Annotated in this window: 23 protein-coding genes and 1 pseudogene; 18 read left to right on the top strand and 6 right to left on the bottom strand. The window is 39.1% G+C overall.

Going from position 1 to position 25892, the window contains the following annotated elements; translation table 11 throughout:
- Nucleotides 1-3 precede the first annotated feature (3 nt).
- Nucleotides 4-345 carry a lmo0954 family membrane protein gene (locus tag NSS70_RS11065; RefSeq protein ID WP_063387809.1) on the bottom strand — a complete coding sequence of 114 codons (342 nt, stop codon included), beginning with the start codon at nucleotides 343-345 and terminating at the stop codon, nucleotides 4-6.
- Between the two features lie 594 nt (nucleotides 346-939).
- On the opposite strand from NSS70_RS11065, the gene NSS70_RS11060 reads away from it, so the two are divergent.
- From NSS70_RS11060 to NSS70_RS11050, 3 genes are read left to right on the top strand one after another with little or no spacing between them, the layout of a single operon-like run.
- Complete coding sequence (locus NSS70_RS11060) at nucleotides 940-2976, top strand: hypothetical protein (RefSeq protein ID WP_339196285.1); 2037 nt, start codon at nucleotides 940-942, stop codon at nucleotides 2974-2976.
- Entirely contained in the window at nucleotides 2963-3826 is an 864-nt protein-coding gene (locus tag NSS70_RS11055) for an ATP-binding cassette domain-containing protein (protein WP_339196283.1), read from the top strand. The genes NSS70_RS11060 and NSS70_RS11055 overlap by 14 nt, the downstream gene beginning before the upstream one ends.
- Nucleotides 3826-4434, top strand: coding sequence for a hypothetical protein (locus NSS70_RS11050; RefSeq protein WP_340881568.1), 609 nt, complete (start codon nucleotides 3826-3828; stop codon nucleotides 4432-4434). The genes NSS70_RS11055 and NSS70_RS11050 overlap by 1 nt, the downstream gene beginning before the upstream one ends.
- 348 nt (nucleotides 4435-4782) lie before the next feature.
- On the opposite strand, the gene NSS70_RS11045 is transcribed toward NSS70_RS11050, so the two are convergent.
- Nucleotides 4783-5760: a LacI family DNA-binding transcriptional regulator gene (locus NSS70_RS11045; RefSeq protein WP_063387811.1), complete on the bottom strand. Its 978-nt coding sequence runs from the start codon at nucleotides 5758-5760 to the stop codon at nucleotides 4783-4785.
- Between the two features lie 95 nt (nucleotides 5761-5855).
- Between NSS70_RS11045 and NSS70_RS11040 the strand changes: the two genes are divergently transcribed.
- The 6 genes from NSS70_RS11040 (at nucleotide 5856) to NSS70_RS11015 (ending at nucleotide 12758) form a co-directional block, all read left to right on the top strand.
- Nucleotides 5856-5999, top strand: coding sequence for a hypothetical protein (locus tag NSS70_RS11040; protein ID WP_161939811.1), 144 nt, complete (start codon nucleotides 5856-5858; stop codon nucleotides 5997-5999).
- Nucleotides 6000-6565: 566 nt separating this feature from the next.
- On the top strand, nucleotides 6566-7507 hold the full coding sequence (locus NSS70_RS11035; protein ID WP_339196279.1) for a ring-cleaving dioxygenase: 942 nt from the start codon (nucleotides 6566-6568) through the stop codon (nucleotides 7505-7507).
- 41 nt (nucleotides 7508-7548) lie between these two features.
- Nucleotides 7549-8160 carry an alpha/beta hydrolase gene (locus tag NSS70_RS11030; RefSeq protein WP_339209818.1) on the top strand — a complete coding sequence of 204 codons (612 nt, stop codon included), beginning with the start codon at nucleotides 7549-7551 and terminating at the stop codon, nucleotides 8158-8160.
- A gap of 1005 nt (nucleotides 8161-9165) precedes the next feature.
- On the top strand, nucleotides 9166-10452 hold the full coding sequence (locus tag NSS70_RS11025) for an IS110 family transposase (protein WP_340734194.1): 1287 nt from the start codon (nucleotides 9166-9168) through the stop codon (nucleotides 10450-10452).
- Between the two features lie 694 nt (nucleotides 10453-11146).
- On the top strand, nucleotides 11147-12079 hold the full coding sequence (locus tag NSS70_RS11020) for an aldo/keto reductase (RefSeq protein ID WP_066251228.1): 933 nt from the start codon (nucleotides 11147-11149) through the stop codon (nucleotides 12077-12079).
- A 97-nt stretch (nucleotides 12080-12176) separates the two neighbouring features.
- Nucleotides 12177-12758, top strand: coding sequence for an LOG family protein (locus NSS70_RS11015; RefSeq protein WP_066251226.1), 582 nt, complete (start codon nucleotides 12177-12179; stop codon nucleotides 12756-12758).
- Between the two features lie 83 nt (nucleotides 12759-12841).
- Here NSS70_RS11015 and NSS70_RS11010 read toward each other — a convergent pair whose 3' ends face one another.
- From NSS70_RS11010 to lexA, 3 genes are all read right to left on the bottom strand, one after another.
- On the bottom strand, nucleotides 12842-13426 hold the full coding sequence (locus tag NSS70_RS11010) for a lysophospholipid acyltransferase family protein (protein ID WP_066251223.1): 585 nt from the start codon (nucleotides 13424-13426) through the stop codon (nucleotides 12842-12844).
- A 732-nt stretch (nucleotides 13427-14158) separates the two neighbouring features.
- Entirely contained in the window at nucleotides 14159-15538 is a 1380-nt protein-coding gene (gene gdhA, locus NSS70_RS11005) for an NADP-specific glutamate dehydrogenase (RefSeq protein ID WP_327862970.1), read from the bottom strand.
- Nucleotides 15539-15867: 329 nt separating this feature from the next.
- Nucleotides 15868-16491 (bottom strand): transcriptional repressor LexA, encoded by a 624-nt coding sequence (gene lexA, locus NSS70_RS11000; RefSeq protein WP_063388299.1) that lies wholly within the window; start codon nucleotides 16489-16491, stop codon nucleotides 15868-15870.
- Nucleotides 16492-16649: 158 nt separating this feature from the next.
- On the opposite strand from lexA, the gene yneA reads away from it, so the two are divergent.
- From yneA to NSS70_RS10955, 9 genes and pseudogenes are all read left to right on the top strand, one after another.
- The gene (yneA, locus tag NSS70_RS10995) at nucleotides 16650-16964 is read left to right on the top strand and encodes a cell division suppressor protein YneA (RefSeq protein WP_339196274.1); all 315 of its coding nucleotides are present in this window, start codon (nucleotides 16650-16652) and stop codon (nucleotides 16962-16964) included.
- An 18-nt stretch (nucleotides 16965-16982) separates the two neighbouring features.
- Nucleotides 16983-17633, top strand: coding sequence for a YneB family resolvase-like protein (locus tag NSS70_RS10990; protein WP_339196272.1), 651 nt, complete (start codon nucleotides 16983-16985; stop codon nucleotides 17631-17633).
- Nucleotides 17634-17708: 75 nt separating this feature from the next.
- Nucleotides 17709-17939, top strand: coding sequence for a DUF896 domain-containing protein (locus NSS70_RS10985; protein ID WP_340881566.1), 231 nt, complete (start codon nucleotides 17709-17711; stop codon nucleotides 17937-17939).
- A 71-nt stretch (nucleotides 17940-18010) separates the two neighbouring features.
- Nucleotides 18011-20020, top strand: coding sequence for a transketolase (tkt, locus tag NSS70_RS10980; protein WP_066251217.1), 2010 nt, complete (start codon nucleotides 18011-18013; stop codon nucleotides 20018-20020).
- Between the two features lie 113 nt (nucleotides 20021-20133).
- Nucleotides 20134-20565 carry a sporulation inhibitor of replication protein SirA gene (gene sirA, locus NSS70_RS10975; RefSeq protein WP_157727967.1) on the top strand — a complete coding sequence of 144 codons (432 nt, stop codon included), beginning with the start codon at nucleotides 20134-20136 and terminating at the stop codon, nucleotides 20563-20565.
- An 86-nt stretch (nucleotides 20566-20651) separates the two neighbouring features.
- The gene (locus tag NSS70_RS10970) at nucleotides 20652-20870 is read left to right on the top strand and encodes a YneF family protein (RefSeq protein WP_063388294.1); all 219 of its coding nucleotides are present in this window, start codon (nucleotides 20652-20654) and stop codon (nucleotides 20868-20870) included.
- Between the two features lie 197 nt (nucleotides 20871-21067).
- A complete protein-coding gene (locus tag NSS70_RS10965) occupies nucleotides 21068-21988 on the top strand; it encodes a tyrosine-type recombinase/integrase (protein WP_339209817.1) in 921 nt (306 codons plus the stop codon).
- Nucleotides 21989-22016: 28 nt separating this feature from the next.
- Nucleotides 22017-22886 (top strand): class I SAM-dependent methyltransferase, encoded by an 870-nt coding sequence (locus NSS70_RS10960; RefSeq protein ID WP_340881563.1) that lies wholly within the window; start codon nucleotides 22017-22019, stop codon nucleotides 22884-22886.
- 149 nt (nucleotides 22887-23035) lie between these two features.
- Nucleotides 23036-24241: pseudogene (locus NSS70_RS10955) on the top strand (cytochrome P450).
- A 309-nt stretch (nucleotides 24242-24550) separates the two neighbouring features.
- Here the strand turns inward: NSS70_RS10955 and NSS70_RS10950 are convergent.
- On the bottom strand, nucleotides 24551-25891 hold the full coding sequence (locus NSS70_RS10950; protein ID WP_339209813.1) for an APC family permease: 1341 nt from the start codon (nucleotides 25889-25891) through the stop codon (nucleotides 24551-24553).
- Nucleotide 25892 lies beyond the last annotated feature (1 nt).

The raw sequence follows: 25892 nt of genomic DNA, 5'->3' as shown, positions 1-25892 counted from the left end.
CATTTATTGTCGTTTTAGTGATTCCCATTGTTTTTCAAAATTGGTGAATGGATCGTCTGACACATACGGATCATTCGATTTTTTCCAATTATTAAAAATGAGATAAAGCACATATGCGGCGATTAAACCGAGAATAGCTGGGACATTTGCAGCTGAAACAGATAGTGCAATCAGCCCGACAATCCCCCAAAACCATTTTTTTGATTTTTTGTCGGATTTCACAAATTGTTTAAACGAAAAGTATAGAACAAGCAAACTGATAAGAAGTCCGACGATTGAGCCGAGATTGGCGATTAAAACTATTGCGGCTATTGCACCTGCGATGAACAAACCAATTTTTTTCATAATTTGAATGACCTCCTTTCAATTTTCATCTTACCTTTTGTGGTCGCTGCTCATAACGAACCTGAGGCATATTTTGAACTACGACTTGAGGCGTATTTCGATTTCCTTTCAATAAGGGAGGAGGCTGTTTGGAAAAGCATTTGTTTTTTCCGAAAATCGATAAAGAAGACAATTCAGGTAAGCGTAAATGAAACAATCTAGAAAATAGAATCATTCAGTGTTGATGACATCGATTGAGAAAAATCATTCACTAATCAGTACGAAGACTGTTTTGTAATGATGTCTTTAATGAAAAAAGCAAAACGAAGCGAGTCACAGGGGCTGTCTAATAAGTCGATTTTCCGGATTATAGACACCCCTTTACTGTTTTAGAAACGCTGATATAGTTTCGTTTTCAGTGGATTTTGACTACTGGACAGCCCCGGAAAAAGAAGATTGAAATCGTTCGAGTACAAATGATTTGATACAAGTGTTTTTTTATCATTTCGTAAATTTTGAATAAATAATGAACAATTGTTTTATTTTATTGACCTTGATAAATCATCTTCATTAAAATTAACTAAAAATTTACAATTTTTTGTTAGGGGTACAAAGATGAAACAGTTTTTCCAGCTGCAATTTTTTTATGTAAAGCGGTTGTTGTCGCTTAAACTGTATTGGATTTCATATGTTCTGCTGCTCGGGTTTACACTGTTTACAAATATCAATTACGATAACCGATTTTTGTCTACCTCAATATCTGCTTTGGCAGTGCCGATGCAAATCCATTCTATTTTGATGATGCTTTCAGGCTTTCTGCTGTTTCGGGATGAAATGAAGTATGGGATTTTGACCATTTATCACACCAACTGGAAAGATCATTTGTCCGTCATTGCTGCTGTATTTTTTAATCATTTTTTGATTTCTTTTCTGTTTTTTTGTTGCTACTATGCGGTATATTTCATTCGTTTTATAAACATGGGGATCCTGAACAGCACGTTTTACAGGGAATTTTTAGTTTATTTATTAATTTTTTGGTTTCTGGAATTTCTGCTGTTTTTTCTAATCGGAAGTTTAACAGCGCTGTTTTTCAATCAAAAGAAGTTTTCATTTTTATTGATTATTTTGCTATGGCTCGTTTTTGCACCGTTTAATTCGTTTATTTTTTCCAGTATCATTCCAGAAACGTTTTACATTTATCCTGAAATTTCTAAAGTTCATTTTGATTTTCTGCACCGTTTTTATTTCGATCGTTGGATTGAATGGCAGTCGTTCTTTTGGTTTTTGTTTTTTATTGGCTTGTTGATTGTGTATTTCTTAGTTGTTATAAAAGACCGTCTTCCTCGTCTATTGGTTCTTGCGATGATGTTTGCCGTCATTTTGGCTGATATTTTCATTTTTACGAATTACATGGACTTTCAGGCTGCGGAGGGGAACGAAAGCGAAGTCGATGATTTGGTTGATTTAGCGGAGTTAAAACGGAATTATGACATAAAATCGGTCGATATCCAAATCGATCATGATCATTCCTTAGCTTTTCATGCAACAGTGCAGCTTGGTTTGCATCAAAAAACGAACCTCGCCCATTTTTATTTAGATGATTCTTTCACTCTTTTAGATGTGGTGGATAAACAAACTGGTCCGCTTCCTTTTAAACAGGAAGGATCGCTTGTTACCGTTCAATGGAAAGAAAATGTAAAAGGTGAACGAACCATTCAATTTACTTATCAAATTTCAAAACTATTAGAAAGAGAAGTGAAAAACGGTTTTGTTTTTACAAATCAAGAGGCTTGGATGCCTGTAAAACCGTCAGTCCCGCTCATTTTAAGAGAGCATCGCTATTCCTTTATTCAAAATCCGCTCGCGAATCATGAGTCCGTTCGTTACACTGTCGCTTATAAAGGACGTTATCAGCTGTACACTTCTTTAAATGAAACGTTGACTGAGAAACAAGCAGGCGTTTCCAATCAAGGTGTATTTTTAATGGCAGGAGATCTTACGGAGAAAAAAGTTCAATCATATCACCTTATCCAGCCAAGTATATTAAAGAAAATGCCGGAAGATTTTGACGAAAGAATTGAGGATGCACTAGTGCTTCAGCAATTGCTGGCAAAAAAGCTCAAGCTTTTGCAAAATTCTCGTCCATTGAAAAAAATCGTTGTCTGTCCAATCGTAATCAGCCATTATGTTTTCCAAAACAGTCTCTATATGAATCTAGATACAGATCATTATGATCAACAGGAACATTTTTCATTTGAATTCGAGGAACCTATTTATGCGATGCTGTTTCCGGAAGGGGCGGATTCCGTGTTCACCTATCATTTGCAGCGCCTCGTTACTATGCTCGTCAATCAGGCTTTCCATCAATCGGCTTCAGGCTACACCAATCAGACAGAGAGTGACTTACACCAATATATTGAAGATTTGATTGAACAGCACTGGGACGATGGAACAATTGTGCTAGTAGAGGATGAAAAAGACAGGGAAGTGGTGCGGTCAATTCTTCCAATCTACAAGCGTTTAACGGAAGAGCAAAAAGAGCAATTTTTATACGATTTGTACCATCATATAGATCTTTACGCAATCGATTGGCAAACATTTTATGAAAAATTTTTAAAAACATATGGAGGATTAGCCGATGCTTCGAATTGAACGGATCGAAAAATCTTTTCGCAAACGAAAGGTGTTATCAAATATCACACTCAATATTGAAGGAGTTTATGCCTTAATTGGTTCAAACGGTGCAGGGAAAAGCACATTGATGAAAATTTTAGCTGGATTGATAAAGCTTGAACATGGCACAGTTTCATTAGATGGAAAAGAGCTGGTAAAAGGAAGGTATGTGAAACACGATAACAAAATCGGGTTTCTGCCGCAAGAATTCAATATTTATCCGAACGTTTCCATCGAGGATAGTTTGGAGCATCTCGCCATTTTAAAAGGACATCACAATAAAACGGAACGACAACATCTCATTGCTTCTATATTGAAAGAAGTCAATTTAGCTAACGTAAGCAATGTAAAAATGGGGCATTTGTCAGGCGGAATGAAAAGGCGGGTGGGGATTGCGCAGCTTATGCTGGGAAATCCGAAAGTTTTGATTTTAGATGAACCAACGGCAGGGCTGGATATTGAAGAACGGCTGCGGTTTCAACATCTGATCCGCAAAATCAGCAAAAACTATATTATCATGATCTCATCGCATAATGTTGACGATATAGAATTATTATGCACGAAAATCGGGATGTTAAAAAACGGCCGAGTCGTTTTTGAAGGAAGCCCGGAAGAACTAAAACAACGTGCAAGCGGGAAAATACGTGAAGAGATCGTTACGGAACAAAACCTGGATCATTATTTCAATCATTTTGATGTGATCACTGTAACAGAAAATCAAGGCCGCTTTTTGGTGCGGATTTATGATCCTCTTAATAGCCAGAAAATGCCGGCAGCGCCAAGAATGGTGGACGGCTATGTTGCTGTCATGAGAGAGTGTGGGGTATAATGAACGATTTAAGAAAATTCTTTTACTTTGACCGGAAATCGATGGGAATTCTCTTTTATTTTCCTTTTATAGTTTGGGCGGTTTTTGCGATTGTCCTCATGTTCAACGATTTCGAAGAGGCTCGTTTTTTTCAAGGCTTGCAATATATTTTTCTTCCCATGTATTGTTTTTGGCCTGTTTTCCGCTATAGTGAGTTATTGGAGGACGGGGCATGGGAAACATTGATCAATCTGTATAAAAAGCACGCCATTATTGATTTAATGCGATATTACACCGTGATGAATTTGTTAATGATCTTGTTGTTTTTCTTCCGTAATCTAGCGGATGTGCCTTGGCATTTAATTTTATTCGCCTTGCTGCTCGGGTTGAATTTTTTGCTGATTGGTGCGTTATTGATTTTATTGGTCAAAAATGTTGAAATGGCGTTCGTATTCATTGCCATTTATACGGTTGTCGAATACGTGACAAACGGCGAACTTATACCATGGCCGCACTTTTTTTACAAATTCAACTCGATGGTTGACGGAAATGAAGCGTTTGTTTATGCAGCAAATATTTTGAGCATCGTGATCGCAAGCTTGCTGATAAGAAGAAAATTAACGGAGTAGGAAAATTGTTTTAAAAAGCGGTTTGGGGAAATAACGCTCCAATTTTAAGGATTTTCATTGCTATGCAATTGAAAACATCTGTAAGGCCATTTGTGATTGACGTACACTTTGCTGTCGGCCAAAAAGGGGAGTAAGTATGCAGACAAGTTGTTAACCAGCTTTGAGTAGTAATCGATGAATTTCACACTGAACGTCAAAAGAAAACGGAATATGGAAAAAGACGCATGCAAATCGTCAAAATGATTACAAAATCAAATGAAAAATCCTGCCAAGCTGCTTCGGTTTTTGCAGATGATCGTTTGGCAGGAATGATTTGAACTCTAAAGAGGGGGCATCCTTCTTCATGGGTTACACAGTTTTCCGCTCAATTAACCGAAAGGGGAGAGTCATCTTCTTATTTGTTTGCTCCCGTTTTTCTTTACAATGAATAATCGATTGCACCGCAAGCTTCCCCATTTTTCTTATTGGGATTTCAATAGTAGTGATTCCCATGATGTCGGCAATAGGCTGATTATCAAAGCTTAAGATGGCAATGTCTTGAGGAATCTTTATTTTATATTGTTCGGCACTTAATAAGATACCTGCTGCCACTTGATCGTTTGTAACAAAAAAGGCAGTCGGTTTTTTCTCTAAATGCTGAAGCTTTTCCATAAGCTGTTTGCCGTCAGTGATCGATAGGCATTTGTCGAAGATCCACTCGCTTCGAATCGGTTCGCCTAATTCCTTCATTTTTGTTTTATAGGCTTTTCTTCTTTTTTTACTGTTTGGCCCTTCCATTCGTCCTAAAGTAAATGCAATTTTCGTATGACCTTTCGAAATTAAATAGTCCAAACCAAACTGAAATGCCTGTTCATGCGGAATGCTCAAAGAAGGGAAATGGCTTTGGTCTGAATCTTCGCAAAGAACGATCGGTCCAGCATTTTTATATTCTTTCAATACATCAAAGGAAATGGCTCTTGAACAAAAAATGACACCATCCAATAAGGTTCCCCGCAACAATTCCAATGCTTCAAGCTCTTTTGCTGGTTCATAATTCGTTTGAAAGAGAACAAGCTGCAAATGATGCTTGATCGCTTCCTCCGAAATCCCTTCCACAATGCTGCTAAAATAAGGATGATCGATTTTAGGCAGGACGACGCCGATCAAATTTGAAAAGCCTCTAGACAAGTGGACTGCATGAATGTTCCGTTTATAGTTGATTTCTTCTATCACTTTTAAAACCGCTTCTTTTTTTTCGTCACTGACATATGGATGATTATTTAAAACTCTCGAAACCGTTGTAACAGAAACACCTGCAAGCTTTGCAATATCACGAATCGTTGCCATGAAATATCCCTTTCTTTTAAAAATCCTTGACCTGAAACGCGTTTCATACATTATGTTGATGTTGACAAAGAGATGAGTTTGAGGGGGGGAGGAATATGATGAAAGGATTACTTATTTTAATTGGCTTATGTCTTCTCGAAATCATCTTAGCAAAATTGGCGTTAAAAGACAAAGATGCTTCGCTGATGGATTTTGCTGAGTTCTTTGAATTAGATGATAAAAAAGAAGATCAGAAATGATACCTGTCCGGTTACGGTATTCAACTTCATTTGTCTACATTTGCTAAAGCCATACGGATTTACTAATATTAAATTGCAACGGTCATTCCGATCAGTCTGCAAAAAGCAATTTGCTTTTGCATGTTTTCGGTTTATCTGAAAGCAGCTGGCGGATGCCGGCTACTTTCAGGATGTTGCGTGTTCATCACCAATCTTAAATTCGACTGTGTTTGCCGAGCCATCACAAAAAAAATTTATGGAACGGCCGATAGCCCTTGCTGCGGCCAGAACAACAATTTCTGTAACGATTTTGCGCGTAAGAGGAGAGGGAGGTTTCTCTTCGCATTCAAACGCTGCTCTTGCGATTGCTTTCATTTTGGTAAGGATGGTATTTTAGTGAATACGGAACGAAAAGAGATGAAAAATTCAACAGATCAGCTTTTTGACAATAAATGAAAGATTTGATAAAATTATTTCGAATTAAAAATAATTTAATTCGAGATATTTTAATTCGAAATAACGACCCGTTAAAATAATTGATTTACAAAAATGAATCGCGTAAAGAAAATAATAAAGGAGAATCAAAGATGAAAAAGAAAACAGCTGGAATTCATCATATTACTGCTATTGTCGGCCATCCGCAGGAAAATATTGATTTTTATGCTGGAGTTTTAGGGCTGAGGTTAGTTAAAAAAACTGTGAATTTCGATGATCCCGGCACGTACCATTTTTATTTCGGGGATAAAGAAGGAAAGCCAGGGACACTGATTACTTTCTTTCCTTGGCCTGATGCGTATCAAGGAAAAATCGGCAAGGGTCAGGTGGGTGTAACTTCTTATGTGATACCAGAAGGTTCCATGAGCTTTTGGCAAGAAAGACTAGATAAATTTAGAATTCCGTTTACAATGACAGAACGGTTTGGTGAGTCACTGCTTGTATTTCAAGACCCGCACGGTTTGAACATTGAGCTAGTGGAACGAAAAGAAGGAGAATTAAATCAATGGGAATTTGGCCATGTCACCTCTGATGTTGCCATTAAAGGATTTGGCGGCGCCGTATTATATTCATCATTTCCTGAAAAAACGTCAGAGTTGTTGGAGAATATTTTTGGACTTCAACGAATTGGAAGGGAAGGAGATTTTATTCGTTTTCAGTCTCCAAGTGAAATCGGCAATGTCGTTGATGTAAAATTTACTTCTTCCGGACGCGGCATCATGGGGGTTGGAACAGTCCATCATATCGCGCTTCGGGCAAAAGACGACAACGATCAATTAGAATGGAAAACATCTTTAGAATCAAATGGATACAGGGTAACGCCAGTTCAGAATCGAAAGTATTTTCATTCTATTTATTTCAGAGAGCATGGTGAAATTTTGTTCGAAATTGCAACAGATCCTCCGGGTTTTGCAATTGATGAATCTTTAGATGCACTTGGAAAAGAATTAAAGCTTCCGGAGCGTTACGAAAAGTATCGGGAACGGTTGGAAAATAAGTTGATGCCAGTGGAAGTCCGTAACCTTGACGAATAAGAAAAGTAATGCTTAATAAACGCTGAGAAGGAGAAAAAACGATGAAACATATTTTTCAAAAAGGAAGCAATCCGGCAAAACCGACACTCCTATTGCTGCATGGAACCGGCGGAAATGAGTTTGATCTTCTTCCCATTGCAGAAATTATTGATCCAGAAGCATCGATTTTAGCTGTGCGCGGAAATGTAATGGAAAATGGAATGCCGCGTTTTTTTAAAAGACTTGCCGAAGGAGTTTTTGATGAAGAAGATCTTGTTTTCCGTACAAAGGAATTAAACTCGTTTTTAGATGAAGCAGCGCAAACATATCGATTTGATCGAAATTCTGTAATCGCAATCGGTTATTCCAACGGAGCAAATATAGCAGCCAGCCTTTTATTCCATTTTCGGGATGCGCTAAATGGAGCCATCTTGCATCATCCGATGGTGCCGAGAAGAGGGATGGATCTGCCGGATCTATCAGGAAAAAACGTTTTTATTGCAGCTGGAAAGCGTGATCAAATTTGCTCTCCTGAAGAATCAATAGAGCTTAAAACATTTTTAGAAAATAACAACGCAAATGTGCACTTGCATTGGGAAAATGGAGGACATGAGCTGACTTTATCAGAAGTTCAGGCAGCATCCAATTGGTACCGGCAGCTTTATCAAAAATAAGCTGTGAAAGATACCAATAAAAGCAAGTAAATTGGATCAAAATGTTGCCAGCAATCAATTGGCCGTCATTCCAAAATGTTTATAACAAAATGCGGAAGGAAATTGGGCGTGCTCTTTCATTTGTAAATGTTTGTAATTCTCAAGGCTCGTACATCATATATCAAAAGAGCTGCTTAATTCCACGCAAAGCGGATCAAAAATGATCCGTAATGCCAAAAAGTTTCGTCAAAGTGCGGGAGTTCTTATATTTGAAAAAATGTTTATCAACTTTGAACCTTGTGCATCAAATATATTAACAGAGCTGCCGAATTCCACAAGATTTACAATAAAAAATCGTGAGCGTTCGGTGGATTTTATGAAATCAAGATAAGTATTCGCAAAATAAATGTTTTGACAGACACTAATTTGCAATTTTTCAGTAATGCTTTATTCTGTTTTAATTAATTGATATAATTGCCGAAAAAAAGAATATCCTTCTAAATAAAAAGATTGAAAGTAAAGGACGGAATTGCTTTCAAGCAAACAGTGGGGCTGTCCGACGAGTTGCTAAAATGAAAGATTTTGAGAAATACAACTGTGAAGGACAAAAATAATGAAATAAAATTTATAAATGTTCTTTATAGAGGCAATGAAGTCCAACAAGAAGCGATTGTATGTGCTGAATGTCCGTCATAAAACTTTTGAAGAACCTAATGAAGAAAGAGAGCAAAAGAAAAATCCTTCATAAGACTTCTGAAGGATATAAACAAGATTGAAAAAAATTGTCTGTCCGATAAGTCCATAAAATAAAGAGGTTGTCCAGAAAGTCAAAATCCACTGAAAACGAAACATCATAAGCATTGATATATCAGCGTTTCCAAAACATTAAAGGAGCATTCCTGTATTGAAGAAAAATGAGGCAAAATAGCGGTTTTTCGGGTTGTACAAAAATAGAGCCCTCTTGGTATAGTACGGAGTGTCAACGGATGTTGACCTCTAATTTAGGAAACCAAGGAGGACTCATACATGAATTATAACCAAAATCGCAAAATCTCTCAAATCACAGAGAACACATTGATCGTCGGTGTTGATATTGCTAAGCACAAACATGTCGCTCGGGCGCAAGATTTTAGAGGCATTGACCTAGCTAATCGCCTAGTGTTTACGAGCGATCTCAAAGGCTTTCAAACCCTGACACAATGGATAGACCATTTGAAGGGTCGTCATCAAAAGAATACGGTCATTGTCGGAATGGAGCCAACTGGTCATTATTGGATGACTCTGGCTTATTACCTAAAAACACATGATATTAAATGCGTTGTAGTCAACCCGTTACATGTGAAAAGAAGTAAAGAGCTGGACGACAATTCGCCGACAAAGAATGATGCGAAGGACGCGAAGGTGATTGCCCAACTTGTGAAAGACGGGCGCTATTCCGAACCCACGCTGCCCGAAAGCATCTATGCTGATCTCAGACAAGGCATGAAGCTTTATGATCAAATGGTTCAGGATCGCAATGCGATTAAAGCCAAAGTCCATAATGTGCTGGATCGCTATTTTCCCGAGTTTCTTACGGTCTTTAAGAATTGGGAAGGCAACGCCGCTCTTCAAATCTTACGCGCGGGCCTTTTCCCCCAAGACATTGTGAAAATGCCTGAAGAAACCATTCTTTTTGAGATCAAGAAGGCAGCTCGACGCGCGGTCGGCATGAAGCGTGTTCAAAAGCTTAAGGAAGCCGCTGCAAAATCAGTGGGCTTATCGGTAGGTGTACGATTCGCTAAAAAGGAATTGCGGTATTTAATGGAGCAATATGACGATTTAACGGCCCGTATTGACGAGTTAGCTAAGGAATTAAGCGAGATGGTTCTGACCATACCCGGGGCTAAGGAAATCAGCGCAATAAAGGGTATCGGGGTGATGACCGTCGTCGGCTTTTTTGCCGAGGTCGGCGATCTTTCGCAATATCATCATCCACGCCAAATCCTAAAATTAGCGGGATTGAACTTGCGAAAGAACGAATCCGGCGAGCATAAGGGCCGGACAACGATAACCAAAAGAGGCCGCAAACGTTTAAGAGCCCTTTTGTTCCGGGTCGCCATGCCCTTAGCCGCCACCAATCCGGCCTTTAAGCGTCTGCATGAATACTATCGTCACCGTCCGGAAAATCCGCTCACAGGAAAACAAGCGTTGATTGCCTTATGTGGTAAGCTTATTCGCGTTATGTTTGTGATAGGCCGTCGTCAATGTGCGTTTAGTGAAGAGAGAATGATTCAAGATATGCCTCATCTTCAGAATCAGAAACAGGTTGCTTAAAACGCATCAATCAAAGGAAATCGCCCAACTGTGACTTGTGACCTTGACAATTGAAGCACGGAGAAGCCGGAGTGATTTGTACCATTCGGGCATGACCCAGTAAAGGAGCTTTTCCGGCCTCCACCTCATGGATAGGTAGAACGAAGGAATGTAAGAGCTTTGACTCTGTGAGACATGGGAGGGTAAACCGCCATGAGCGTTGTGGAGATCCCTATGTGCGATCATATCTTTGTTACCAGATAAAGGTAAATAGAACCTTTGTCTTACACGAAGTCAACTCAAACATCCATTTATTAGGTAAAATACCTATAATATCCATGAATTGATTGACAAGTAAAAACAATTGGTGCAGATTTCCGGAGAAAATGCGAGTAATTCTAAGAAAAACTTTATTTTATAGAGGGAGCGTCTATAAGCCGGAAAATCGACTTATTAGACAGCCCCCTCTTTATTTTGTTATTGCAGCAGGCTGCAGTTGCTTAAGATATTTTTATGATGCTTTAGACAACCTCAAGAATTTGAACATAATGGAACAAACAATAAACAGTCGAGCAACTGCTGCTTGAAAATGAATAAAAGAATCCTTTCATAATTTCATTTATAAAGCCATAATAATATTTAATAGCTTATTAGTTAAAAAACTGATTTTTCTGATAGAATTTGTTATAATGTAAATGAAAGGAGTTGAAATATTGTGACAAAAAAGACTAGATTAGGCAAGACCGATATATATGTGAACCCAATCGGACTTGGAACAAATGCTGTTGGCGGGCACAACATTTTTCCAAACCTTGACGATGAAACTGGGAAAGAAATCGTTCGTACAGCTTTGGATCATGGAATAAATTTTTTGGATACGGCATTTTATTACGGTCCTGAGCGTTCGGAAGAAATTATCGGTGAAGTCGTCAAGGAGTTTGGCCGTCGTGATGAAGTAGTCATTGCTACTAAAGGTGCTCACAAATTTGTAGACGGAAAAGTTGTTCTTGATAACTCTCCCGATTTCCTTCGCGAGTCGGTCGAGGGCAGCCTGAAACGCTTAAAAACGGATTACATAGATTTATATTACATTCATTTTCCGGACGAAACGACACCGAAGGATGAAGCTGTCGGTGAATTGAAGAAGCTTAAGGATGAAGGGAAAATTCGTGCGATCGGTGTATCGAACTTCTCGCTCGAACAATTAAAGGAAGCGAACAAAGATGGGTATGTCGATGTAATTCAGTCCGAATATAACTTATTTAAACGACAAGCAGAAAAAGATTTGCTTCCTTACACAGCGGAAAATGGAATATCGTTTATACCATATTTTCCACTTGCCTCAGGTCTATTAAGCGGAAAATATTCGAAAGATGCGAAGTTCAATGATTCACGTGCACAAAATCCTTTGTTTCAAGGGGAAGCATTTGCGCGTAATCTCGAAAAAGTCGAGCAATTGCGTCCAATCGCAGAAGCGAAAAATGCTGAAATTGCTCACGTTGTGCTAGCATGGTATTTAACGGTCGATTCCATCGATGCGATCATCCCTGGTGCGAAGAAGCCGGAACAGGTACTTGACAATTTAAAAACGTTAGATGTCCAGTTAACAAAGGAAGAAATAGAGAAAATCAGTCAGATTTTTCAATAATTTTGTAAAAAAGCTGTGATGGAAATATCCCATTCACAGCTTTTAATAGGACTTTCTCATTCGTCAGAACGTTTAGAGAAGAAGCAGGAGTGGTAATATGAGACGTGTTTGTGTTTTTGCAGGATCGAATCCGGGAACAAATCCTAAGTATAAAGAAGCAGCTATCAAACTGGGAGAAGAATTGGTAAAAAACAGGCTTGAGCTCGTATATGGAGGCTCCAGCATTGGTCTGATGGGAGTGATTGCAAACACCGTATTAGAGTTAGGAGGCACCGTATTGGGCGTTATGCCGACGAATTTATTTCAAGGAGAGGTTGTCCACAAGCATCTCACTCAGCTTTATGAAGTCAATGATATGCATGAGCGGAAAGCAAAAATGGGAGAGCTTTCAGATGCGTTCATTGCTCTTCCCGGAGGCTATGGTACTTTTGAGGAAATATTTGAAGCGGTTAGCTGGGGGCAGCTTGGGATTCATGAAAAGCCTGTGGCGTTGTTAAATATCGATGACTATTACACGCCGGTAAAACAGATGATTGAGAATGCGGTAGAGGGAGGCTTCATGCCTGAAACGCATAAACAGTTTATGATTTTTGCAGACAATCCCTCTATATTAATAGATAAACTTCGTGCGTACAAACCGCCTTTGAAGACAAATAAGTGGATCGAACTAGATCGATAAATGAAAATATCAGAACTTTACTTCGCCTTTAGCTTTCTGATCAGTTTGTCTAAAAATGACAAGCTGATCAGAAACGTCAATGTTTAGTCGTTTATGCTTTTTTCAAGAGCTTTCAGCTTATGTTCAAGCTGTTGAAGCGCATCATCAATTTGATTTGCATTTTTCTCTAAATAGATTGGTTCGCCAAATGCAACGACAGCTTTTTTCCCGGCAAAAAAATCTTTTAAACTTTTTGGACCATGATAGGTTGCAGGCAATATGGGAACGCCGGCTTTCATCGCAATTGTAACCGCGCCTCTTTTTAAAGGAACTTCCTCGTCTGTTCTTGTGCCGCTCGGGAAAATTCCAACAACTTTATTTTCTTTTAACAGTTTCAAAGGAATTTTTAGTGCGCTCGGTCCAGGATTTTCACGATTAACTGGAAAAGCATGCATCTTTTTCAAAAACCAACCTATGAGCGTGTTCTGAAACAATTCTTTTTTGGCCATATAATGGACATGAATTGGAAAAAGTGCTGCGGCGAGCAAGACTACATCTACCCAGCTGCGATGAGAGCATGTAACAATAAAACGATGGTCTGCCGGAATATGCTGCTTGCCTTTGACTTCTAGCAAACTAAAAATTTTAATGATCAATATTGCAAGTTTTCCTGCTAAATGATAAATCATTTTGTTCCCCCCCCGAATGACTTCCAGAAATATGTTTGCGTTGCAAAAGATCTGTATTTTCGGTTAGGGCGCATGTCGATTTTGTCTGCGTTCAGTTTAGCATTTTTACGTGATGCATGTAAAGTCGGTAGTACATCGTCAACGAATCGTCTTATCCAAAGTCAGTCAGTGAAAATACCGCCGTTTCATTTGGAGGAAGGGCGGGTCGTATTCGGTGTTTTTTAGATGAACAAGTATTTGTGCTGAAGGTTGTTGGCGCTGGATAAAAGGGGCAACCACATCAATAATAAAATGTTTTAATTGGAAAAATCAATTTTAATAGCAGTTACTTTGTTTCTATAAATTTTATACTTAATGATACAAAATATTGAGAGTAAAGAAGAGAAGAAGCAGAAAAACGAACATCAGCGCAATCTGTCTTTTTTAATTAAAAAGCAAGAGACAATCAGTCCAGGCATCAGCGTAAAAAAATATGTAAGATAATCTGACATAAAACTTCAATTCTCTCATTGAATGGGATACACTGATAGAGAAAAATTTGATCCAATCGTGGAAATAAAGAAGAGTGAATTTGGATCGGTGTGATGTCAATTTCTATTCACTCAAGTTAAGATGGGGTATTATAGTGAGCATGATGAATCGCCAAAGCAGGTTAGGTAAAGCTTTAGCGATTATCATATATGTTTACTCACTATAAAGAATAAATGATGGAAATGACCATTTTTCTATCTTTTAAATGACTCCTTGTTCTACCATTGCATCAGCGACTTTTTTAAATCCTGCAATGTTAGCGCCGACGACAAGATTTCCGGAGCAGCCGTATTCATTTGCAGCGTTGACGCAATTTCGGTAAATGTTCTTCATGATATCACGTAATTTTGCGTCGACATCTTCAAAGCTCCAAGACAATCTTGCGCTGTTTTGAGCCATTTCTAATGCTGAAACAGCAACTCCGCCTGCGTTAGCAGCTTTTGCAGGTCCAAAAAGAATATTGTTTGATAAAAACACGTCGATCGCTTCTAATGTAGACGGCATGTTGGCGCCTTCTCCAACAGCTTTGAGTCCGTTGGAAACAAGGAGTTCAGCTGCTTTTTTATCGATTTCATTTTGAGTAGCGCATGGGAGGGCAATATCGCATGGAATGGACCAAATTCCGGAACAGCCTTCATAATATTCTGCATGAGGATGTTCATTTACATATTCTTTAATTCTTTTTCTTTCAACTTCTTTTAACCTTCTAACCGTTTCAAGATTAATTCCATTTTTATCAAAAATGTAGCCATCAGAGTCGCTGCATGCGACAACTTTTGCACCTAATTGTGTTGCTTTTTCAATCGCATATATGGCAACGTTCCCAGAACCAGAGACAACAACTGTGCTTCCTTTGAAGCTTAATCCATGGTCATTAAGCATTTCTTCAACAAAATAAACAGTTCCATAACCTGTCGCTTCGGTTCTCGCTAAGCTTCCGCCGTACCCAATGCCTTTTCCGGTTAACACCCCAGCTTCAAATCCGCCGCGTATTCTTTTATATTGGCCAAACAAGTATCCGATCTCTCTTGCGCCAACTCCAATATCACCGGCAGGAACGTCAATATCTGGTCCAATATGTTTGTAAAGCTCTGTCATAAAGCTTTGTGTAAATCTCATAATTTCCCCATCTGATTTACCTTTCGGATCAAAATCAGATCCGCCTTTTCCTCCGCCGATCGGCTGCCCAGTCAATGAATTTTTGAAGATTTGTTCAAATCCTAAAAATTTAATAATGCTGGCGTTGACGGTCGGGTGAAAGCGCAAGCCTCCTTTATATGGCCCAATTGCACTATTATATTGCACTCTAAATCCGCGGTTTACACGCACTTTTCCTTCGTCATCCACCCATGGAACGCGAAAAATGATCAATCTTTCCGGCTCAACAATTCTTTCAAGTATTCCGTGCTTTATATATGTAGGATGTTGAGCAAATACAGGCACAAGCGAGTCAAATATTTCTTTTACAGCTTGAAGAAACTCAGGCTCATTCGGATTTTTTTCTTGCACGGATTGAAATACTTCATTGACATATTGCTTTGCATTTTCCAGTTCACTTTGTTTCATAAGTAATTGATTCATAGCACCTCTCCTATACCTAAAATTTAAGCAGTTAGAAGAATTCAAACAATTCAGTAAATCATCCCGGCACTGGCTAAGGAAGCGAAATCTACAATAAAAAATTCTACAACAAAATAAATCAAAAAACAATGACTGTTGAGAATTGTTGCATAATAGCTTTGCATGCAGGCGCGGAGAAGGCGCCTGAAATTTGTTTCATTGAATCTAGCTTGTCTGCATACATATTGATTAGAAAACATTTTTAAAAATTTAACATCGCTAAGAGAGGGAATGTTGAAAATTTTATAAAAAGAAAAAGGATGCCTCACCTGTTTTGAGACATCGAATATTCAGTGTATGGAACGGTATAGCCCGATCACTTTTCCGAGTATTGTCACATTTTTTAAAATAATCGGTTCCATTGTTGGGTTTTCCGGCTGAAGCCGTATAAAGTCTTTTTCTTTGAAAAACCTTTTTACGGTCGCTTCATTGTCGTCTGTGAGCGCGACAACGATGTCGCCGTTATTGGCTGTTTGCTGTTGTCTGACAATAACTAAATCTCCGTCCAGAATGCCTGCTTCGATCATGCTTTCTCCGACTACTTCAAGCATGAAAAGTTGATCATCACCTGATGCAATATGATTCGGAAGCGGAAAATATTCTTCGATGTTTTCAACGGCAGTGATCGGAATACCAGCCGTCACTTTTCCGATGACCGGCACGTTGATCACATTGTTTGTTAGAAGGTGGCTGCCATCATCGTCCAAAATTTCAATGGCTCTCGGCTTTGTGGGGTCTCTTCTAATCAGTCCTTTGCTCTCAAGCTTTGCTAAATGCCCGTGAACAGTTGAACTGGAGGCAAGACCGACCGCTTCGCCGATTTCTCTTACAGAGGGAGGGTATCCTTTCTTTTTTACTTCCTCCTTAATGAAGTTCAAAATATCTTGTTGTCTCTTAGATAATTTTGTTGACATGTCAAGCACCTCAGTCATATCAATTTGTGTCGATTATAGCATGATTTTTCCAAAAAAGCAAACGTAAGTTCGAATATTTGCTTGACAGAAACATGTGTTCCCTTTTATACTTAAAAACAAAAACCGAACAAATATTCTGTTTCAGGGGGCGGTTCTTAATGGATAAATTATCATGGTCTTACATCGTTTCTTTTTTCCTTGTCATCATGGCGGCAGTTTTGGCGATTTCGTATACTGGAGAAAGGGAAGAGCTCGATCATTATATGGAGGTTCAAGTGAAGGAAGGGGACAGTTTGTGGAAAATCGCTGATGAATATAAAGAATATGACAATATGTCTCATTCAGAGTTTGTAAAATGGGTTCAGGAGCGAAACAATCTCCAAAGCCTTGTTGTAAAACCGGGGGAAACAATCGTCATTCCGATTGAAAAAAATAAATACTACAATGCTGAATATTTGGCAAACAAAGAATAACCGCAAGGAGCATTTAACATGAGAGCAGTCGTTTATGCAAGAGTCAGCACTGAAAAGGCAGAGCAGGAAACATCTTTGAAAAGACAAAAAGACGAGCTGTTAAAGCTCGCAGCTGAAAACGGTATGGAAGTTGTTGAAGTGATAGAAGAAAAAGCGAGCGGGTATGATGTTGATCGTGAAGGGGTTTTTCAACTGCTGGAATTGATTGAGGAGAAAGAAATTGAAGCGGTATTAATACAGGATGAAACAAGAATTGGCAGAGGAAATGCCAAAATCGCCATTGTCCATTCCATTTTGAAACAAGGCGTGAAAATTTTCACCGCTGCCCATCGCGGGGAGATGGAACTGTCTGAATCAGACACGATGGTGCTTGAAATTATAGGAATTGTGGAAGAATATCAACGAAAAATTCATAATTTGAAAATAAAGCGGGGAATGTTGAGAGCTATACAAAATGGGTACAGGCCTGAAAAAAATTTAAAGAATAGAAATTCTTCCTATAAAAGAGAGCGAAAAGAAGTTCCGATCGAGGAGATTGACCGATTGCGGAAAAACGGCCTGACATTTTCAGAAATAGCGGCAACATTAAGAGGATTCGGCTATGATGTTTCAAAAGCTACTGTTCATCGCAGATATCAACAATTTTTGTCAGAAAAAGGCGAATCATAGCAATAATTGTTGTCATTAGTGGTTGCATTTAGTATGATAAAAGAGCGCGGCAAAAATATACAAGGGGTTCAGCTTATGATTTCAAAAGAAAAACTTAACCGTATTAATGAACTATCTAAAAAGTCTAAGTCAGAAGGATTGACGCAAGAGGAAAAGCTAGAGCAGCAGCAATTAAGGCAGGAATATTTAGAGTCGTTTCGTTGGGATTTTCAAAACACCTTAAAAAATGTTACAGTGATTGATCCGAAAGGTAATGATGTTACACCGGAAAAATTGAAAAAATTTAAAAATAAAAGGCTGCATTAACGGATGGGTGTTGCCTTATTGCAACAATAAAGATAAGATTATAAACTGAAAATACAGATGAGAGGATGATAATGGTGACTCATTCCATTCAAGATTTATCCATCATGACGATTCGAACATTATCCATTGACGCGATTGAAAAGGCGAATTCCGGACATCCTGGAATGCCAATGGGCGCCGCACCAATGGCTTATGCGCTGTGGACGAAATTTATGAACATTAACCCTGAAAACCCTAATTGGTTTAATCGAGATCGCTTTGTTTTATCTGCCGGACATGGTTCGATGCTGCTTTACAGCTTGCTTCATTTATCGGGTTATGATCTTTCCATGGATGATATTAAATCGTTTCGTCAATGGGGAAGCAAAACACCTGGACATCCTGAATACGGACATACACCTGGCGTTGACGCAACAACTGGACCATTAGGCCAAGGAATAGCAATGGCCGTTGGAATGGCGATGGCAGAACGTCATTTAGCAGCTACATACAATAAAGAAGGATACAATATTGTTGATCATTACACATACGTCATATGCGGTGACGGTGACTTAATGGAAGGGATTTCCTCTGAAGCAGCTTCCTTAGCTGGTCACTTGAAGCTTGGACGATTAATTGTTCTTTATGATTCGAATGATATTTCCCTAGATGGGGATTTAAATAAATCATTCTCAGAAAATGTAGAAGAGCGCTTTAAATCTATGGGCTGGCAAGTGCTGCGCGTTGAGGACGGCAACAACATTGAAGAGATTTCGAAAGCCATTGAAGAAGCCAAATTGGATGAACAACGACCGACATTAATTGAAGTAAAAACAACAATCGGATATGGTTCGCCGAATAAAGCAGGCACTTCTTCCGTTCATGGTTCGCCGTTAGGTCCAGAAGAGGCAAAATTGACAAAAGAAGCCTATGCATGGACATTTGAAGAAGATTTCTATGTTCCAGCAGAAGTTTATGAGCATTTTGAGAAAAATGTAAAAGAACGTGGAAAGCAGAAAGAAATTGAATGGAATAATTTGTTTGAAAAGTATGAGAAAGAATATCCTGAACTTGCAAAAGAGTTAAAGGCAGCAATCAATGGTGAATTGCCAGAAAATTGGGATCAATCTTTACCTTTTTATGAAGAAGGAAAAAGCGTTGCAACCCGTTCTTCTTCTGGAGAAGTATTAAATGCAATAGCTGAAAAAGTTCCTTATTTCTTTGGGGGATCTGCAGACTTAGCTGGATCAAACAAGACGACAATAAAAGGTTCAGGAGACTTTTCTGCGGAAGATTACAGCGGACGAAACATTTGGTTTGGTGTCAGAGAGTTTGCCATGGGAGCAGCATTGAACGGTATGGCTCTGCATGGAGGTTTACGTGTTTTTGGCGGAACGTTCTTTGTTTTCTCTGACTATTTGCGGCCAGCGATTCGTTTAGCAGCATTAATGAATCTCCCTGTAACTTACGTGTTCACTCATGACAGCATAGCGGTTGGAGAAGACGGACCAACACATGAGCCGATTGAACAATTAGCTTCTTTGAGAGCAATGCCGAATCTTTCTGTCATTCGTCCAGCTGATGGAAATGAAACAAGAGCTGCGTGGAAGGCTGCGCTGGAATCTAAATCAACACCGACTGCATTAGTATTAACGCGCCAAAATTTAGAAACTATTAAAGGTACGAAAGAAAATGCTGAAGAAGGTGTTGCAAAAGGCGCTTATGTCATTTCACCGGCGAAATCGGATCAACCGGATGCTCTTCTACTTGCATCAGGTTCAGAAGTAGCATTAGCTATTAAAGCTCAACAAATTCTTGCATCCGATGGAATTGATGTGCAAGTCGTCAGCATGCCGTCATGGGACCGTTTTGAAAAGCAATCAAAAGATTATAAAGAATCAGTTCTTCCTAGCAGCGTAACGAAGCGTCTTGCGATCGAAATGGCATCTTCGCTTGGCTGGGAGCGCTATGTCGGATCTGAAGGTGAAATCTTAGCTATCGACAAGTTTGGAGCATCTGCACCTGGGGAAAAAATTATAAGCGAGTACGGTTTTACTGTTGAAAATGTTGTCGAAAAAGTAAAAGAATTAGTTCGGAAATAATCGCCAAAATTAGTGCCTCTATCCGCCACCATAAGACAAACCTTTTACATTCCTTGCTTTATAATAGCAAAAAAGGAATGTAACAATGAGGTGAGCGCATGAGGCACTTTTATTTGTATTTGATAAAAAAGGAATTTGCTGAGCATTTTTATCATAGGGAATCGAAAATTTTTCAGTTATATCAAGAATTTTTTTGGACAAGGAAAACGCATCCTATTTTTGAACAATTGGAAAGGCAAGTCAATTATATTTCAAGAGCCATTCCCATTTCAGAAATAGATTTGCTGCTTCAGTCATTCTTGTCTCACCGAAACCATTATCAAAAGGTATCATCGATTCACGCCATCCAAATGGAAAATCAAAAAGGACAAGCTACTATGGTTTTAAAGGAACGGTATATTGAAATGATTTGTACCGGCAGCTTTGACGGTGAGTTATTGTTTTTTGATATATTGGGAAAATTTGATCCTTATTTTTTTGCCATGGATTTTACAAATGAACGATACGGGTGGCTGAGTCCGATTAAAGAAAGAAAATTTGTCTAAAGTTGCGGAAATTTGCTAATGAAATATTGTATAATGTCATATGGTTTAGTACACTGTATGATAGACAACATGAAGGAGGAAATAAGATGGAACTTTGGCTGGCGATATTAATCGCTGTTCTGGCATTACTTGCCGGCGTAGCGCTAGGCTTTTTTATCGCTCGAAAGTATATGATGAATTATTTGAAGAAAAATCCACCTATTAACGAACAAATGTTGAAAATGATGATGATGCAAATGGGAATGAAACCGTCCCAGAAGAAAATCAATCAAATGATGAAAGCGATGCAAAATCAATTAAAATAATGAAATGTGTCAGAAACCTTGATATGATTGGTTTTTTAGCAGGTTTATCCTTCATTTTTTAAGCAAAAAATCAAAAAAATGCCCTTATTTTGGTTTATTTTTCTTCACGATTTTTCGCTTAAAATTGCTTTATCTTTCATATTTAAAAACAAACCACTTTTTTCTGTGAAAACTTAAGCAGAAAGGGTGGTTTTTTTGTGTTGTTAGAAGATGTTTTATCGGAATATGACTATTATTGTTTAGCTAAAGGGTTCACAGAAAAGACAATAAAAAACAAACGTCAAGAACTAAAACAATTAAAAAATTTTTTATTGGAAAAACGTGGCATTACAGAGTTAGAAAGTATTACAACGTATGATTTAAAAGCATATGTGAGATTAAAACAAAAATCAGGGTTACAGCCACAAAGCATTGTTTCCATGTTTAAGATAATCCGGGCATTCTTTTCTTGGTGTAAAGAAGAGGAGTATTTAAAAGAAAATATAGCAAAAAAAGTGGAAACTCCTAAACTGCCAAAAAAGGTATTAAAGGGCTTCACAGCAGAAGAAGTTGATAAAATGATTAATTCTTTTACTTATAAGAGTTATTTTGAAGCACGCAACAAGGCAATTATTGCTATGCTTGCCGACTGTGGACTGCGTGCAATGGAATTAAGACAATTAGAAACAAAGAATGTAAAAGAAACCACAATTCTCGTCAATGGAAAAGGTAACAAAGAACGTTATATATTTATCAGCCCTGCGTTAAAGAAAATTCTTATAAAATATGAGCGGATCAAAAAGGAATATTTCAGGGATAAATATTTTAATCCAAACTACTACTTTTTGTCATACAAAGGCGATTTAATTTCGCATGTTGGCTTAGACAACATCATTAAAGAAGCTGCTAGACGTGCAGGAATTAAAGATAAAAGAGTAAGTCCGCATACATTTAGACATTTTTTTGCAGTTCAATGTATTTTAAATGGGATAGACATTTATACACTTTCTAAGTTGTTGGGTCATTCTGATATATCCACCACACAGAGATATTTGCAATCGCTTGAGGATTTTCAACTTATTGAAAAAGCAATGCCATCGAGTCCGTTGATGCATCTAAAAAGGAGGATATTCAAATGAAAAAAACCAAGTCAGTCTTACCGCAATAATGACCGCCTACTTACGTGCCTACCATGCCATGAATGATACCCCAAAAATTTTTGATGACTTTCTAGCCTATCGTTTGATTCCAGAGGAAAGACGTGCACTCATTGAACAAGGATTTTCTAGGGCTCTCCAGATTAATGTTCCTGAAAGTATCTTGGCATGCTCCGACCAGGCGACAAATACCTTGCCGTCTTTATTGCAAGCCATGGGGTTACCTAATGTCCTTAGCCGTTCAAGATATACGGAAGATAACCTTGATCAGGCTGTAAAACAAGGGGTGGAGCAGTATGTGATACTCGGAGCTGGGTTGGATACTTTTGCTTTTCGTCGTCCAGATCTCCTAAGTCAGGTTCAGGTATTTGAAGTTGACCACCCGGCCACACAAGCCTTCAAACTTAATCGACTGGCTGAATTAGAATGGGAAATCCCATCAAATCTTCATTTTGTACCTGTAGATTTCACAAAGGAGAGTTTGGCTGATGCACTCAAGGGAACTTCGTATGACTTGCAGACTAAAAGTTTTTTTAGTTGGCTAGGTGTCACAATGTACTTAACTCAAAACGAAGTGTTCGCAACGCTGCGTTCCATTACCGATATTGCCCCCGTGGGCAGTGCGGTTATTTTCGATTACTTTGTACCAGAAGAAGCTACTCCATATATGAAAAAGATACAGGAGAATTTACGAAAGATAGGAGAGCCGATTAAAACGACCTTTGACCCGTCAACACTGGCTTTTGAACTGGAAAGTTTAGGGCTCCGTCTTCATGAGAACTTAAGCCCATCCGATATTCAAGAACGCTATTTTCAGAGTCGAACGGACGGCTATTATGCGAGTAAACATGTGCGCTTCGCGAGGGCAGTAGTAGAGTAATTCATTGGGCATGATGAACACGGAGACCTGCCTATTCCAAAAGAGATGTCCCTTTTCTCTCGAGGGCGCAGAGGGAAGCCGTTAATACCCATGTCGCACAATAAAAGAGTCTTATCTTTTCAAATTGATCTCACTTTGGAGGGAAACTCATGGAAAATCGAACGATGGATGTCAGACTGATCCCCAGCAGTTATTTGCGTGGGAAAATAGACCCCTATGATCCTTTCCTGTGGTATGAAGAAATGAGGAAACAAACCCCCGTTTATTACAATGACAAGGCAGGCATGTGGAATGTTTTCCTCTATAAAGATGTCAAAAGGGTATTGGAGGATAAGGAATTTTTCTCAAATGTCATTCCGCGAAGAGGGCAGAGTTTACTTTCACAAAGCATCATTGCCATGGACCCGCCCAAGCACACCGATATCCGCTCCATAGTAAGTCGCTCCTTTACTCCCAAAGTAATGAGAGAGTGGGAACCCCGTATTCATGAGATTGCAGTGGAACTGCTCAATTCGGTCCAAGGGCAATCGGAATTTGATATTGTAAATGATTTCTCTTATCCTTTGCCCGTGATTGTCATTGCCGAGATGTTGGGTGTTCCATCGTCCGAAATGAAACGGTTCAAAGACTGGTCGGATACGCTGGTCAGTTCCCCCGAGAACGATCACCCCGAACACTTGGCCAAATTCAAAGAGATCCGCAACAGAACCGAAGCGGAATTAAGCGCCTTTTTTTGAGCAAATCATTGAAGAAAAACGGGCACATCCAGGAAATGACCTCATCTCGATCCTCATCAAAGCGAAGGAAGAGGAAGCGAAACTGTCCAGCCAAGAACTAATTGCCTTTTGCAACTTATTGCTTGTGGCGGGAAATGAGACTACAACCAATTTAATTTCCAATGCGGTATACAGCCTCATCGAGCATAAGCTGGTGTTTGAACAGGTCAAACATGATCCGGCCCTGGTTTCCCAACTGGTCGAGGAGACGCTACGTTACCGTTCACCCGCCCAAGTCATCATCCGCAGAGTGAAACAAGACACGGAATTAGGGAACAACAAGTTGAAAAAAGGCGAAATCGTAATGGCTTGGATTGGTTCCGCCAATCGTGACGAAAACCAATTCGAAAACGCCCATGTGTTTGACATTCATCGCAAGCCCAACCACCACCTTGCGTTTGGGCAAGGCATCCACTTTTGCCTAGGTGCCCCCTGGCGCGTTTGGAAGCTAACATCGCTTTAACCAGTCTCCTGCAAAGAGTGGATCGCCTTTCTTGGCAATCGGATCGCCGCCCTGTTCCAATCGGCAACAGCACAGCGATTTATGGATTGAAAAAGCTTCCTGTTTCCGTGAAATAAACGGTTTCCGCAAAAGCATGACAAGCGCCCCGGCAGCTTCACCAATGGGGCGCTTGTATCAAATGGAGAAGTTGGCTGCAACCATCGGTCGGGAAACGCGTGCGCAATCTCTGGTCGTGCTCTTCGATCACTTGTGCAAAGCCTTCTCCCTCAAATAGATTAATGCATGTTCATATGACGTAAGAGCTGCTTCTTTTAATCCATAATCAACAAAAGGTTTTATGACTATTAATGTTTCATTTTTTAGATTTTGATTCCCTGAAAATGTTTTTTTTGGTTTTATATTTACACTTTCTCACGAAGGTAGAATCACTCAACAACACTGTCGATCACTTCATTGGAGGATATCTTGATCTCATTTTCTTTTCTTCTTACTTTGTCAGTAGCTTTGATCGATTTAGTACGAATTAAATAGATACAAAACCCCATTGATAGCCATATCAATCCTGAAAAAAAGCCAGACCCTCCAACTGGAATTAGTAAACAAAGGCTGATGATTAAGGCTAAAGCTGGAAGAAAGGGATAAAAAGGAGTTAAAAACTGCGTTGATTTTTTTTCAAGAGTCGCTTTTCTTCTCGAGATAAAAAAGGCAATCATCGTAAAAATAAAAGTGATTAAATATAAAAAACCTGTTGCATTAACTGCAATATTAATTGAACTTACCAATGTAAAAAGAATTTGAATACTAACTCCTAGTAATATAGCGTAAACCGGAGTTTGGAAGCGAGGATGTATAAAGCCAATTTTTTTCGGCAAAAATCCATTGCGGCCCATGGCAAAGGCAGTTCTCGAAATCGAGATAATAAAAGCATTAGCTGTGGCTGGTAAAGCAATAACAATCACAATGCTAACTAAGGTCGGCCCGAAGTCTCCTAAAAATTGCTGACTTGCGAAAGCGACCGGTACTTTTGATGATCCAAGTTCCTGCCAAGGGACGACTCCTGTCGAAACGAATAAAAGACCACAGTATAGAAAAAGTACGATGATAATGGATGAAAAAATAGCCTTTGGAATGGTTTTACTCGGATTTTTCATTTCTTCTCCTGCATCCACAATCACATCCCATCCAACCATCGAAAGAAAACCAACTAATGCTGCGGCAAGAATTCCTTCAAAGCCGTTAGGAGCAAAAGGTGTATATAGCGAATAATCCACATGACTAAAACCTAGAGCAAAAAATAAAAGGAGTACGATGATTTCAACAACTACAATTCCTACTTGAACAACGCCGCTGAACTTGATACCCAAAATATTTAGAAATCCTAAAACCAGAAGGAGTACCACTGCACTTAGCAACGGAGGAGCACCCGTTAAGGAGTTAAGGTAGTTACCAAACCCTTGTGAAACGAAACTGCTTGCTGCAAGCCATGCTCCCCAATATGACCATCCAATTAACGTCCCAACAAATGAACCCATTGTTTGCCTCACATATTCATAAGCACCACCTGCTCTAGGGTATCTCGATGCTAATTCTGCGTAACATAGTCCTAGTAAAATTTCTAAGATTGCTGCGATTACAAAAGCAAGCATCACAGCCGGCCCTGCTTTACCAGCTGCTACACCACTAAGAATAAAAATACCCGCACCGACCATAGCGCCAGTGCCAAGAGAGGTAGCTTCTTTCCATCCTAAATCTCTTTTTAAGTTCATG

The organism is Aeribacillus sp. FSL K6-2848 (assembly GCF_038004325.1).
Classification (GTDB): Bacteria; Bacillota; Bacilli; order Bacillales; family Aeribacillaceae; genus Aeribacillus; species Aeribacillus composti.
This window is presented reverse-complemented; position numbering and strand designations above follow the sequence as displayed.